This is a genomic window from Nocardia sp. NPDC050713 (genome assembly GCF_040654315.1).
Classification (GTDB): Bacteria; Actinomycetota; Actinomycetes; order Mycobacteriales; family Mycobacteriaceae; genus Nocardia.
Map to the genome: position 1 here is coordinate 143,543 of NZ_JBFAHS010000012.1, position 13,180 is coordinate 156,722.

The 13,180-nt window shown below is 67.3% G+C and carries 12 protein-coding genes; 9 read left to right on the plus strand and 3 right to left on the minus strand.

Going from position 1 to position 13,180, the window contains the following annotated elements:
* The first annotated feature begins 78 nt into the window (after positions 1-78).
* From AB0H49_RS22390 to AB0H49_RS22420, 7 genes are all read left to right on the plus strand, one after another.
* Positions 79-1,206, plus strand: coding sequence for a TIGR03364 family FAD-dependent oxidoreductase (locus tag AB0H49_RS22390; protein WP_357254013.1), 1,128 nt, complete (start codon positions 79-81; stop codon positions 1,204-1,206).
* Between the two features lie 10 nt (positions 1,207-1,216).
* Complete coding sequence (locus AB0H49_RS22395; protein ID WP_357254015.1) at positions 1,217-1,906, plus strand: phosphonatase-like hydrolase; 690 nt, start codon at positions 1,217-1,219, stop codon at positions 1,904-1,906.
* A 56-nt stretch (positions 1,907-1,962) separates the two neighbouring features.
* On the plus strand, positions 1,963-3,024 hold the full coding sequence (locus AB0H49_RS22400; RefSeq protein ID WP_357254209.1) for a 2-aminoethylphosphonate ABC transporter substrate-binding protein: 1,062 nt from the start codon (positions 1,963-1,965) through the stop codon (positions 3,022-3,024).
* Between the two features lies 1 nt (position 3,025).
* Positions 3,026-4,246, plus strand: a complete 1,221-nt coding sequence (locus AB0H49_RS22405) for an ABC transporter ATP-binding protein (RefSeq protein WP_357254017.1) — start codon at positions 3,026-3,028, stop codon at positions 4,244-4,246.
* Between the two features lie 175 nt (positions 4,247-4,421).
* Positions 4,422-5,315, plus strand: a complete 894-nt coding sequence (locus AB0H49_RS22410; protein WP_357254019.1) for a 2-aminoethylphosphonate ABC transporter permease subunit — start codon at positions 4,422-4,424, stop codon at positions 5,313-5,315.
* 2 nt (positions 5,316-5,317) lie between these two features.
* On the plus strand, positions 5,318-6,115 hold the full coding sequence (locus tag AB0H49_RS22415; protein WP_357254021.1) for an ABC transporter permease subunit: 798 nt from the start codon (positions 5,318-5,320) through the stop codon (positions 6,113-6,115).
* Between the two features lie 101 nt (positions 6,116-6,216).
* Positions 6,217-6,834 (plus strand): DUF4126 domain-containing protein, encoded by a 618-nt coding sequence (locus AB0H49_RS22420; protein ID WP_357254023.1) that lies wholly within the window; start codon positions 6,217-6,219, stop codon positions 6,832-6,834.
* A gap of 237 nt (positions 6,835-7,071) precedes the next feature.
* On the opposite strand, the gene AB0H49_RS22425 is transcribed toward AB0H49_RS22420, so the two are convergent.
* Positions 7,072-7,431: a DUF4254 domain-containing protein gene (locus AB0H49_RS22425; protein ID WP_354999847.1), complete on the minus strand. Its 360-nt coding sequence runs from the start codon at positions 7,429-7,431 to the stop codon at positions 7,072-7,074.
* Between the two features lie 858 nt (positions 7,432-8,289).
* Here AB0H49_RS22425 and AB0H49_RS22430 point away from each other — a divergent pair.
* Together AB0H49_RS22430 and AB0H49_RS22435 are read left to right on the plus strand one after the other, a co-directional pair.
* Positions 8,290-9,531, plus strand: a complete 1,242-nt coding sequence (locus AB0H49_RS22430; protein WP_357254025.1) for a hypothetical protein — start codon at positions 8,290-8,292, stop codon at positions 9,529-9,531.
* Positions 9,528-10,622 (plus strand): tyrosine-type recombinase/integrase, encoded by a 1,095-nt coding sequence (locus AB0H49_RS22435; RefSeq protein WP_357254027.1) that lies wholly within the window; start codon positions 9,528-9,530, stop codon positions 10,620-10,622. The genes AB0H49_RS22430 and AB0H49_RS22435 overlap by 4 nt, the downstream gene beginning before the upstream one ends.
* Positions 10,623-10,885: 263 nt before the next feature.
* Here AB0H49_RS22435 and AB0H49_RS22440 read toward each other — a convergent pair whose 3' ends face one another.
* Together AB0H49_RS22440 and AB0H49_RS22445 are read right to left on the minus strand one after the other, a co-directional pair.
* A complete protein-coding gene (locus AB0H49_RS22440) occupies positions 10,886-12,373 on the minus strand; it encodes a carboxylesterase family protein (RefSeq protein ID WP_357254029.1) in 1,488 nt (495 codons plus the stop codon).
* A gap of 248 nt (positions 12,374-12,621) precedes the next feature.
* Positions 12,622-12,972, minus strand: a complete 351-nt coding sequence (locus AB0H49_RS22445) for a MarR family winged helix-turn-helix transcriptional regulator (RefSeq protein WP_357254031.1) — start codon at positions 12,970-12,972, stop codon at positions 12,622-12,624.
* Between the last annotated feature and the right edge of the window lie 208 nt (positions 12,973-13,180).

Sequence of the window (13,180 nt, forward strand, 5' to 3'; positions counted from 1 at the left end):
ATTGGTCTATACCAATTGTTAACCCGCCGTTCGTTCGGGCAATACCCATCGGTCTAGACCATTGCTCACCATGGGTCCATGCGAGTGGTCATCATCGGAGGTGGAATCCTCGGCACCGCCCACGCCCTTGCCGCGGTCCGCCGCGGACACGAGGTCGTGCAGCTGGAGCGCGAGCCCGAGGCGCGCGGCGCGACGGTGCGCAACTTCGGGCTGGTGTGGGTGTCCGGGCGGTCGGCGACGGAGCTCGACCTGACCTTGCGTTCGCGCGAGCTCTGGGAGGAGATCGGCGGCAGGGTCCCTGGCGTCGGTTTCCGACCGACCGGGTCCATCACGCTGGTGCGCACCCCCGAAGAACTGGCGGTGGCGAGCGCAGCGGCCGCTGGCGACAGCGCCGAGGCACGCGGATTCGAACTGCTCGAGCCGGAGCGGGTGCGTGCGATCAACCCCGCGCTGCGCGGCAAGTACCTGGCCGGACTGCACTGCTCGACCGACGCCGCCGTCGAGTCGCGGCAGGCACTGCCCGCGCTGCGCGCCTATCTCGCGGCCTCCGAACGCTATTCGTTCCACGCCGGTGCCGAAGCGCGATCCGTCACCGACACCGGTTCCGGCGCAACGGTTCTCGACGATCAGGGCCGGGCCTTCCCGGCCGACCTGGTGCTGGTCTGCCCCGGCGCCGCGCACTCCGGGCTGACTCGGGAACTCGTCGGCACGATCCCGGTGCGCCGGGTCCGGCTCCAGATGATGCAGACCGCGCCGCTCGGCGAGCCGCTGACCACCGCCATCGCCGACGGCGACAGCTTCCGCTACTACCCCGGCTTCGCGGGGCGGGAGGTGGACGCGCTCGAACGCGAGCAGTCCCAGACCGCCACCGCGGCCGAGCACCGGATGCAGTTGCTGTGCGTGCAGCGCCTGCACGGCGGACTCACCATCGGCGACACCCACGAATACACCGAGCCGTTCGCCTTCGACGTGGACGAGGCGCCCTACGAGCACCTCACCTCCGTCACCGAGGAACTGCTCGGCCGCAAGCTTCCGCCGATCGTGCGCCGGTGGGCCGGGGTGTACAGCCAGAGCGTCGATCCCGCCGCGATCGTCACCCGGGCCAAGGCCGACGAGCACGTCTGGGTGATCACCGGCTCCGGCGGCCGCGGCATGACCCTCGGCCCCGCCCTCGGCGAGGAAACCGCCGACCTGCTCGGCCTCTGAAGGAGACACGATGCCGGACAACACGATTCAGCTCGCCGTGCTGGACATGGCGGGAACCACCGTCGCCGACGGCGGCTTGGTGCTGCGCGCCTTCGAAGCGGCGGCGACGGCCGCGGGCATGGAAACCGACGGGCTGCGGCGAGAACAGGCGCGCCAGTATGTGCTGGACACCATGGGGCAGTCCAAGATCGCCGTGTTCCGAGCGCTGCTCGGCGACGAGGAACGCGCGCAGGCCGCCAACCGCGTCTTCGAGGACGCCTACGACGCCCTGATCGACGAGGCCGACATCGCGCCCATTCCCGGTGCGGCCGAGGCGATCTCGGCGCTGCGTGACGCCGGTGCGCGGGTCGCGCTGACCACCGGTTTCAGCCGGAGCACCCAGGATCGGCTGCTCGACGCGCTCGGCTGGCGGGACATCGCCGATCTCACGTTGGCGCCCTCCGACGCCGGTCGCGGCCGCCCCTACCCCGACATGGTGCTCACCGCGCTGCTGCGCCTGCGCGTCGACGCCGTCGACCGTGTCGCGGTGCTCGGCGACACCACCAGCGACATCGCCACCGGCCGGGCCGCGGGCGCGCGCATCGTCGCTGGCGCGCTGACCGGCGCGCACGACGAGCGGCGGCTGCGTGCCGCGGGCGCCACGCACGTGCTGCCCTCCGTCGTCGAATTCGCCGAACTGATCCGCGCCGAGCGCGCCTGAGCCCTCGCCCCTTCGACCATCGACACCACCAAGCGAAAGTTGCTCCCACCGTGCGTATTTCCCCCACGCGCCTGTCCCACATCCGGTCCAAGACCGCCCTGCTGGTCATCACCGCCACCGCCGTCGCCCTGACCGCGGCTTGCGGCGGCACGGGCTCCGGCGGCTCCGACGGGCAGACGGTCACCGTCTACTCCGCCGACGGCCTCGACGCTTGGTACCGGACCCATTTCGAGAAGTTCCGGTCCGAGACCGGTATCGCGGTGAACGTCGTCGCGGCGGGCTCCGGCGAGGTGGTCAACCGCCTCGACAAGGAGCAGTCCAACCCGCAGGCCGACGTGGTGGTCACCCTGCCGCCGTTCATTCAGAAAGCGGACGCCGCAGGTCTTTTGCAGCCACTCGGTGTCGACACCTCGGCCTACCCCGCGACCGAGAAGGACCCGAACGGCAGGTTCGTCAGCCTGGCGGGCAACTACCTCGACTTCATCGCCAACCACTCCGTCGACACCTCGAAGCTCACTTGGGACGACCTGCTGAAGCCGGAATACCAAAGCAAACTCCAGTATTCGACGCCGGGCCAGGCCGGTGACGGCACCGCCGTCCTGATCCTGCTGCAACAGCTGCGTGGCAAGGACGGCGCGCTGGAGTACTTGAAGCGGTTGCAGGTCAACAATGTCGGGCCGTCGGCGTCCACCGGCAAGCTGCAACCGAAGGTCGACAAAGGCGAGTTGCTGATCGCCAACGGCGACATCCAGATGAACATGGAGTCGATCACCTCGAAGGGCTCGAAGTTCGGCATCTTCTTCCCGGCCTCGGCCGACGGCGCCAAGCACACCGTCGCGCTGCCCTACTTCATGGGACTGGCCAAGGGCGCCCCGCACGCGGAGGCCGCCAAGAAGCTGATGGACTACCTGCTCAGCAAGGAGGTGCAGCGGACGCTCGGCCCGGACGCGTTCGCCGTCTCGGCCCGCACCGATCTGGCCGACGCCGCCGCCACCGGCCCCGGCCCGAGCCCGGCCGCGCTGTTGCAGGGCGTCCAGATCGTGCACCCCGACTGGACGAAGGTCCTCACCGATCTGAACGACGACGTAGCCGCCTACGTGAAAGCCATCGGAGACTGACATGACCCGCGGCGACACGCTCACCGGAACGTCCACCGCCACAACGGCTGCACGCCACGACGCCGACAGCGAACCCGCCATCGTGTTCGACCGGGTCGGCGTCCGGTACGGAACCAGACGCAAGTCCACCGTCGCCCTGGCCGATTTCACGTTGCGCGTCGCCGCTGGCGAGACCGTCGCCTTGCTCGGGCCAAGCGGCTCCGGCAAGTCGACCGCGCTGAAGGCGCTGGCGGGGTTCGTCCGGCCGACCTCTGGGGCGGTCCGGCTGGCCGGGCGCGACGTCACGAATCTGTCACCGGCCAAGCGCGGTATCGGCGTGGTGGTGCAGTCCTACGCGCTGTTCCCGCACATGACCGTGCACGGCAACGTGGCCTTCGGGCTGAAAGCGCATCGCGTGCCGAGCAATACGCTCGCGGAGCGGGTGACCGAGGCGCTGACCATGGTCGGCATGGCCGAGTACGGCAAGCGGCTGCCGCGCGAGCTGTCCGGCGGGCAGCAGCAGCGCGTGGCCATCGCCAGGGCGCTCGCCATCCGGCCCAAAGTGCTGCTGCTCGACGAGCCGCTCGCGGCGCTCGACGCCCAGCTGCGCCAGACCATGCTGGGTGAGTTGCGACAGTTGCGGAAAGCGTTGCCGGACACCGCGATGCTGTACGTGACGCACGATCAGGCCGAGGCGCTGGCACTGGCCGACCGGATCGCGGTCATGCGCGACGCCCGCCTCGTCGACGTGGACACCGCCGAGAATCTCTGGCAACGGCCGCCCAGCGAATTCACCGCCGCGTTCCTCGGTGGGGCGAATCTGGTGCCGTGCGTGGTGAATCGGGTTTCCGGCGGCACCGCGCTGGTGACCGCCGGGTCGCACACGCTACGCGCTCATGCGCCCGAGCCCGGCGTCGGCAGGCTGGCCTTGGAACCGGATTCGGCTGCGCTGCTGTGCATTCGGCCGCACACCGTGACTATCGGCGGGTTGTCCGACCGGAACGCGTTGCGCGGTGTCGTGGTATCGAGCGTGTGGCGCGGGCCGGCTACGCGGCTGGAGGTCGGTGTGGACGGAATGCCGGATCCGATCGCGGTCGACGTACCGGGCCGCTCTGCGACGGCTCCCGGCTCCGCGGTCGGCATCCGGTTCCCTGATCCGGCGGGTGTGCTCATCCCGCGACCGGTCGGTGCCGGGCTTACCACTGCGCCAGGTACTTCGGATGAGTCAGGAGCGCGGTCATGAGCGGGCTGGCGGGCGAAGGCACGAGGAGGCCCGCCGCTACCTGCGCAGGTGTTGCGATCGGCTGGCCGCGAGTCCTCCACCGCGGCGCGGCGTCCTCGCGAGGCGGCAGCGGGAGCCCGCTCGGGCTCGCGGTGCCGTCCAGTTGGCCGAACGGCCGTGCGCAGGAGGGTCCGGCATGAGCGCGGTACTGCTCGAACATCCGGTGGACAGGGTCGAGCCTGCACCGGGCACCACGCGGCGGACGTGGCGCGAGGTGCTGTGGACGCTACCGCCGGTGGTCCTGGTTCTCTTGGTCGCCGGATATCCGATCCTGCGGGTGCTCACCGAGTCGACGGTCACCTCGGACGGGCGCGGGACCGAGGTGTGGTCCTCGGTGCTGGGTTCGGAATCGTTCCGAAACGCGCTGTGGCGCACCGTTTCCATCGCGTTCGCCTCGACCGCGGGGTGCCTGGTGCTCGGCGCGTTCCTCGCCATCGTGCTGGCGTTCGTGCCGTTCCCGGGTTCGGCGGTGGTCGGCAGGCTGATCGACACGGTGCTCACCCTGCCCTCGTTCCTGGTGACGCTGGCGTTCACCTTCCTCTACGGCACCGCGGGCGCACTCAACACGCTCATCGCCGAAATCACCGGACGCGACGCTCCCCTGCTGAATTTCCTCAACACCCCGCTCGGCGTGATCGCCGCCGAGATCACCTTCTTCACGCCGTTCGTGGTGCGTCCGCTGCTCGCCGCGTTCGCCCGGCTGCCGCGCGAACAGCTCGACGTGGCGGCCAGTCTCGGCGCTTCGCCGTGGCGGGTGCTGCGCCAGGTCGTCCTCCCGGAGGCCTGGCCCGCCATGGCCGCGGGCGGCAGCCTCGTTCTCCTGTTGACGCTCAACGAGTTCGGCATCGTGCTGTTCACCGGCGCCAAGGGCGTGCTGACGCTGCCCGCGCTGATCTACACCCGCGGCATCGTGACCTTCGACCTGCCGGGCGCGGCGGTGCTCGCTTCGGTGCAGGTGGCGCTTTCGCTGACGCTGTACGCCGCCTATCGATTCGTCTTCGCGCGCCTCACGGCGTGGAAAGGACAGTGAGCATGCTGGTGTGGACCCGAACCGGCCGGGCGGTGCTGCTGACGGTGTTCGGTCTGGTCGTCGCGATCGTGTTCGTCGCCCCCATCGCGACCGTCGTCGGGGCGTCGCTGGCCGGGAGCTGGACCGGCCCGATTCCTTCGGATCTCGGGCTCGCCAATTTCCGGCAGGCACTGTCGGGCGAGGAGGCGGCGAGCCTGTCGGTGAGTTTGCAGACCGCGCTGCTGGCGGGCGCCTTCGCCTTGGTCGTCGGCACTTGGGCCGCACTCGCCGCGCGGGAGGCGCCGACGTGGTGCCGCAGGCTGACCGACGCGGTGTTCCACCTGCCGGTCGCGGTGCCCTCGGTCGCCATCGGCCTCGGCATGCTGATCGCGTTCAACGAGCGGCCGCTGCTGCTTGGCGGTTCCAAGTGGATCGTCATCGTGGCGCACGCGGTGCTGGTGCTGGCCTACGCGTTCAGCGCGGTGTCGGCCGCGCTCGACCGGCTCGACCCGGACTATCGGCAGGCCGCCGAATCCCTTGGGGCCGGGCCGGTTCGGGTGCTCTGCCAGGTGACTCTTCCATTACTGCTGCCCGCCCTCGGCGCGGCGGCGGGCCTGGCGATCGCGCTGTCGATGGGCGAATTGGGCGCGACCATCATGGTCTATCCCGCTACTTGGCGCACCCTGCCGGTCACCATCTTCGGGCAGACCGATCGGGGGGATGTGTTCGACGCGGCGGCGGGGACGACGGTGTTGGTGGTGGTCACGCTGGTGGCGCTGGTGCTGCTCGGCAGGGTTAGAGGACGCGCGGCCCTGCGGTGAGTGCGGGGCACCGCAAAGGCGGGCGGCGCCGGGCGGGTTGAAGGGGGCCTTCGGCCGGTTTGCCGCGCCGAGCGTTCCGGGCGCGGCACTAGGATCGAGGTGTGTCCCTGCTCCCCTTGATCTTCACCGCGGGTTGGGCCAGCGGTATCAACGCCTACGCCGTGGTGCTGTTGTTCGGGTTGTTCGGCGTCACCGGGCTTTCCGACGAGGTGCCGGAGGGCCTGCAACGCACCGACGTGCTGATCGCGGCCGGGGTGCTGTTCCTCATCGAGGCGGTGGCCGACAAGGTCCCGTACCTCGACACGTTCTGGGACACGTTGCACACCGTGGTGCGCCCAGCCGCGGGAGCCGTGGTCGCGGCGCTCATCGCGGGCTCCGACGATTCGCTGTCGCAACTGGTCGCGGCGGCGGTGGGTGGCACCACCGCGCTGGTCAGCCACCTCGTCAAGGCCGGGCTGCGGATGGCGATCAACACCTCGCCGGAACCGGCCAGCAATATCGTGACCAGCGCCGTGGAGGATCTCGCCGTCGCGGGCGTCATCACGCTCGCGATCTTCCACCCGGTCGCCGCGGCGCTCGTGGCGGGATTGCTCCTGCTGATCGGCCTCGTTTTGATCATGTTGCTGGCGAGCCGGATTCGCCGCTACCGCCGTCGGCGTCGCGAACGCCGCCGAGCCGGACGGGTGCCCGCGGTAGGCGCGGACGGCAATCGACCGTAGTCGAAGTATGGCTTGCTTTCGATTGCCACCAGTCGGCTACCGTCGATGTGCGGCAACCACATCCAGCGGGCGTGCCGCGCCAGTCGACCACGCGGCACGCCGGGCGGGGCGCCCCGTTGCGCCCGCCGTCACTACGGGCGGCGACGCTTCCGGGCGGACGCACTGGTCGGATGACATTCCACCCGGGACGTCGCCGTCGTGGCGGTGGCGCGGTAGCCCGTCGGCCGTCGTGAGCAGCTACTGCTCGGGCAGTCGACGCCGGCCTCCGGCCACGTCGGTTACCAAATCAGTGTAGCCGTCGACGAGTTCGGCCAAGTGGTACCAGTGTTTATGGGTGTTGTCACTGCGCGGCCCGTCGACGTCGATGGCCTGGTTCGCGTTCACCCAGCTGCGCGCCATACGGTCGACCACGGCGCCGAGACTCTCGGTGTGCAGTGAGGCGCCGTTGCGATGCTGCGGCATCTCCTGGGCGACCCAGTCGTTGATATCGTCGACGAGTTCCCCACGCCGACAATCTATTTCGGCGACCAAATGGGCGTCGCGCACCTCGGCGCGCCGAGCGTGCAGCTCGGCGAGCGCGTGCGCGGACCGCAACAGCTCGCGGTCTTGGAAGCGCCGTCCCTGAAACGCACACAAAATCTGCGGAGCCGTCGGCAGCACCCCCACCGTCGGCGCGCTCATGCCTTCGCCTCGCTGACGCTCGGCTCCGGCCTGCGCGATGCGCGCTGGCACATGATTCGCTCACTGCGTTCGCTCATCGCCACACCCCTGACTCACCCGACACCAAAGCTCTATATACCAACATCATTGGCTCTCGATTCGGTAATTCCCGCTCATCGGATCGGTTGTTCGTACCCAGGCTAGCTGGATCATGCTCTTACAGATGCAAGAACACAATATTGCGTTCTCTTTGCTGCATCTGTTGTGTTCTTACGGCGTGCTGCTGACCAGTCCTGCGCCTTCGTGACCTCGACGGCGCTGTTCGGAGAGGCGGAACAGCATGCGTAAGGGGACTTTCCAACCGCTTGTGCCACCTTCGGCAAACCCTCGGCAGAGTGTCTCGACCGCGCGCTCGCCCCTACCGCTTCCACTCGTCAAGTCCCATTCCACGCCGACGCGTCCTCGGACTGTCGCGCTGGAGGTTCGACCGATCGATGTCCGGGGCCGGTTAGTGGCACAACACGTTCTGGCGGTGCTGGGTTGGGACGCCGAGACAGCACTAGATTGGCGGTTCGAGTCAGGCTGGATCGCGATCGTTCCGTCGGCAACTTCCCGGATCCGACTGGCAGACAGACGGCTGTGGCTGCCAGCCCAGGCGCGCTGTCGTCTTGGACTTGTCGCGAGGGACCGAGCAGCGCTGTTCGCCGATGTCGACGCCCAGCAATTGGCTATCTACCCCGCCGTCGTTCTGGAAGACCTGTTGCGATCGCACTCGAGGGCGGAAAGGACCGCTGAATGACGAGTGCACGAATGCGCGCATCAGAAGCCGACATCGCCGCCGCTGCAGCGATTCTCGAACGCCTGAACGTCACCACCGACGATTTGATGGCCACCGCATCCAGGCCCACCGTCGTCGTGCCGACCTTCGCCGAGTATGTACCGCGCGTGTATGCGGCGATGCCACCGACCCGCACCCGCGACAACTACCGCTCCTACTGGAACAAGATCGCCGCCCTCTGGCCGGACCGGCGTCTCGACGAACCCACCACCAGCGAACTCGCCGCACTGGTCAATCAGATTCGTCAGCAGCGAGTCATCCGACGTAGCGACCGCGGAGGAAAAGGGGTTGCCCGCGCGGCGGTCGACGCACTGCGTTGCCTATACCGGCACGCGGTCCGCGACCGGCTCATCGACGCTGCAAGCAACCCCACCACCGAACTCGACCGCAGCGCACCACCACATCCCCACCGCCGAGCCCTGCCCGACACCGTTCTCACCGACATCTATCGCGTCACAGCCGACGGTCCCGACCCCGAGCTTCACCAAGTACTGATCCGCTTGCACATCGAAACCGCATGCCGACGCGGCGGCGTGCTGGCCCTGCGGCCACAGGACCTCGACCCCACCGAGTGCTCGATTCGCCTGCGCGAGAAGGGCGCCACAGAACGCTGGCAGCCCGTCTCGCCCACCCTGATGAGCGCCCTACAGCACCTCGACAGCCAACGTCGACCGGCCCCCGAGTCCAAACGAAATGCGGCTGGCCGACTTGCCGGTCACGACGACCAGCGCGGTCGCGGCCGTCACCCAGAGCCGCTCCTCGAGTTCGACGGCTTGCTCCGTCACCGGACAAGAAGAGCGAAGACGCCCGACACCATCCCATTCCAATTTCCGGAAGCACTGCCCCCATCTCCGATACCCAATTTCTTCTGCACTACAACAACCTTGGACAACCGTGGCCGTCTCGGCACCAAATCACTGCTCCGCGTGATGTCGTGGACGCCCGGTGACCCTCTCGCCATCACCGTTGATGGGCAGATTCCGGTTCTTCGACGCTCGCGATCGGGACGGTTTTGCATCCACACCAATGGCTACCTTTACCTGCCCGCCGCGGTCCGACGCGACTGCGCGCTCGCTGCCGGTGAACGAGTCCTCCTTGCGGCAGCACCCGCAGGGGAGGTCATCGCTGTATATCCACAGCAAGTTGTCGCCGGGGCTCTGTGGGCACACCGTCGTCGAATCTGGGAGCACAAGCCGTGACCACAAATGACGACATCAGCACCGCACTACACCTGCTATCGCGTCTCGGGTTGACCGTCAAAGACCTGCAAACAAGTCCGCACGCGACAGATCCAGTGCCGACGTTCCGGTCCTACATCCACATCGTTTCAGGAAGAATCAACGACAGCACACTCCGCAACTACAGAACATACTGGCGGCACCTCGAAAAGCACTGGGGCGACCGACATCTCGATGAACCAAACCCTGCCGAGATAGAGGCACTGGTCGAAACATACCGAAAACACGCTGCGATTCGCGCCAACACCCGCGATGGACGAAGCGCCGCCCGCATGTTCGTTTCCGCCCTCCGGCATCTCTACCGACACGCCGAACGCGACGGCTTCGTTCACCCCTCCACCAACCCAGCCGCAGCCGTGCGCAAACCCCCACAACTGGCCAGTGCCCGCCACGCCCTCACCCCCCAGCAGATCAACCAACTCGCCCAAGTCGCATCCACCACAGGCAACGACCCGCAACTCGATGCGCTGCTGGTCCGATTCCACATCGAGACCGCATGCCGCCGCGGTGGCGCACTGCGCCTACTTGTAGCGGACCTGAACATCGAGCACTGCCTCGTCAGGCTTCGAGAAAAGGGAGGCACCCTCCGATGGCAACCGATATCGCCAACCTTGATGCGGCATCTCGTCCAGCACGTCCACGATCGAGGCGGCACAACCCGAACCGATCACGTGTTCCGCTACCGCAACGGCCGCCCGATGGGCCGCCGCCGCTACGACACCCTCAACCAGCGTCTTCGCGCCCACCTCCCCTGGGCCGCCGCACTCCAAATCACCGCGCACTGGTTCCGCCACACCACCCTGACCTTCGTAGAACGCGAGTTCGGCATCGCAGTCGCGCGAGCCTACGCCGGCCACACCGGACCCGGCACCAGCTCCGGATCCCGATCCACCCTCATCTACGTCAAGGCCGGACTGCCGGAAGTCATCGAAGCACTCGTCACACTTACCGGCGATCCCCACCCACTCTCCAGCACCGACCAACAACCGCCAATCACACCAACGAAAGCCACAGGGACCACGGAAACGCCACCTGCACACGCGCCCGGTTGAGATTCTCACCGAGCCCGGAGGCTCGGCGCTGCCGGCAGGTACTTCTGCGCGTAGCGGGCTCGAACGATGTTGAGATTCTCGCCGAGCTCGGAGGCTCGGCGCTGCTCGCCCGCCGGATGGCAGATCGCCAACCGTGGAGGCGCCGTTTCCGAAGCTGTCGCTTAGGAGACGCACTTTGAAACTGCCGATCAGCCACGCCCCGAGGGGGGTCGAGCCGGTCAGCATCGCTGCCGGAATTGGGCGGCCAGTTGCGCGCTGCGCAGCTACTCGATCTGGTCGATGCTCGACCACAGGTCGCAATGATGGTCCTGCGCGAACGACGCTGCGGTTGCGACGCGGTCGCTCCCCATCTCGAGGGTGGTACCCGGTTCTGTCGGCCAAGGTGAGAACTCGGCCGTGACTGGATCGCCGGTGTGGGCGAACTGAGCCCAGCTGCGCTGGACATGCCGAGAGAGCACGTCTGCGGCAGGCGGCAGCGGCACGTCCACTCCCATCAATCCGGAAAAGACGTACGGGATTTCGGCTGTATGAAAAGCGCCAGGCAGCACGGGATTCTGCCCCAACGGAGCGTCGTTGAACCGGTATTGCCACACCTGAGCACCGCCGCGCCGGGCGGCCTCGGTTGTGAATAGCGCAGGGCAGGCGAAGAATCCATCGGTGATCACCTTCTCTTTGGCTTTGGCCGGAGCAGCGAACCCCGCCAGAGGATAGCGATCGATCACCAGAGAACTGTTGTCGCCGAACATCTCTCGCACCCACGAGAGGTAGTCATCGCCCGTAGGAATGGTTCCGCGAGCGTAGTCCAACAGAGCGATGAAGGTGGCGCCCTCGTCCGCGTTGCTTCCGACGACCATGGGCATCCCTCGTGCCGCACCGGCCGCCAACGCCTCCTCTGGACCGGAGTTCACGACAACCCCATCTCGGACCGGGGCCCATGTGACCGCCAGTGACGTCAACGCCGCCCCCGGGGAGTTGGCCAGCCGATCGGCTGGCAGCGTGCGCAGACAGTGCAGACGCGTTTCCGGCTCCCCGCAGCCCAGGCTGGCGGCGTAGTTGGTCGAACGCTCGTAGGCGACCTCTCTACTGGGAGGAGAAAGAGGGCTTCGGGCGCACGAGCCGCTCTCGATGATGGCTCGATCGAAGAGATCGCTCGCCAGCGGGGAGGCGATCTGGGTGCAAACGCTCATCCCTCCGGCGGATTCGCCAAAGATCGTTACGTTGTCCGGATCCCCGCCGAATGCGTCCGCGTTGGCGCGAATCCAACGCAGAGCGGCTTGTTGATCGAGCGCACCGTATGTTCCGACGATACCGCCGGTCTCTTCGGACAGCTCGGGCAAGGCGAGAAAACCGAGAGGCCCCATCCGGTAATTGGGGATCGCCACAATCACCTGGCCGTCGCGCACAAGCCTGGCCGGGGAGTCGTATTGAGCGTTGGATCCGAACACGAAAGCACCACCGTAGAGCCACACCATCACGGGCAGCTTGGCGCTGGAAGCGTGCTGCGGGGCGTAGACATCCATACTCAAGCAATCCTCGCTGGACTCCTGCAGCGCCAAACCGTTCGGCAGCAGGGAGGTCTGCGGACATTGCGGGCTGTGCCGAACCGCCGGACGCAGCCCTGTCCACGGGACCGCGGGCCGCGGCGGCGCGAAACGATTCTCACCCGCGGTCGCGGCCGCGAACGGCACTCCGAGATACTTCACCACACCGTCCGCACGGGTTCCGAGAATCGCACCACCTGTGACTGTCACTACCGGGTCCTGAGCCGCGCCGAAGGGTTGCGCACCAACTGCCGGCTGCACAACTGCCGACACGACGACCAACGCCGTCAGGACGACGACCGCGGCGCCCCATCTAGTGATCTTGTGTCGACAATGAAGAACGCGGACCCACAACTTGAAACTCCTGACCAATTACTTTTGATGCAAAAGTACATTAGAGGGTCACCACTCCAAGGGGAACCCCCTCGCCGAGCTATCGCCCCCAGTGAATGCTTCACCTAATCACTCAGCACCCCCAACAACCTCCGCAGCGCCGGCAATGCACCCTCCAGCGCCCGCCTATCGACAGGCGGTAGCTTCGCCAGCGAGTCACGTAACATAGCGGCACTGGCGCGGTCGTATCTGGCCAGCAGGTCGCGAGCCTCGGCCGATGCCACCAGAACGACCACGCGCCCATCGGTCGGCGACGAAACACGCTGAACCAGGCCATCAGCGGACATGGTCCGTATCAAATTGCTTATCGTCGACTGCGCCACCTTGAGTTCGGTCGCCGCAAGACTGGGGGTCGACCCACCCGTCGCCACCAGAAGCCGAAGCAGTTCGATCTGCGCGTCCGGCAGATCAGGCAAACCCTCCGACGCCCTTGTGCGACGCAATACCGCACGGCGGAGCGGGCCCAGTAGTGCGCTGAACTCAGCCTCGACAGATAGCCTTGGGGTCGTTTCGGTTCGACCTGCGGGAGCGTCCATAGGTTCATTCTGCATCGACGCCACCGAGCGTCCGCCGCTTCCGACCTGCCCAGCAGCGTGGTTACGGGCACCGCTCTCAGCGAATGGG

Coding starts and splice junctions, on each gene's coding strand:
- AB0H49_RS22415 (WP_357254021.1), top strand. CDS start 5,318: ATGCTGGTGTGGACCCGAACCGGCCGGGCGGTGCTGCTGACGGTGTTC.
- AB0H49_RS22405 (WP_357254017.1), top strand. CDS start 3,026: ATGACCCGCGGCGACACGCTCACCGGAACGTCCACCGCCACAACGGCT.
- AB0H49_RS22395 (WP_357254015.1), top strand. CDS start 1,217: ATGCCGGACAACACGATTCAGCTCGCCGTGCTGGACATGGCGGGAACC.
- AB0H49_RS22410 (WP_357254019.1), top strand. CDS start 4,422: ATGAGCGCGGTACTGCTCGAACATCCGGTGGACAGGGTCGAGCCTGCA.
- AB0H49_RS22390 (WP_357254013.1), top strand. CDS start 79: ATGCGAGTGGTCATCATCGGAGGTGGAATCCTCGGCACCGCCCACGCC.
- AB0H49_RS22430 (WP_357254025.1), top strand. CDS start 8,290: ATGACGAGTGCACGAATGCGCGCATCAGAAGCCGACATCGCCGCCGCT.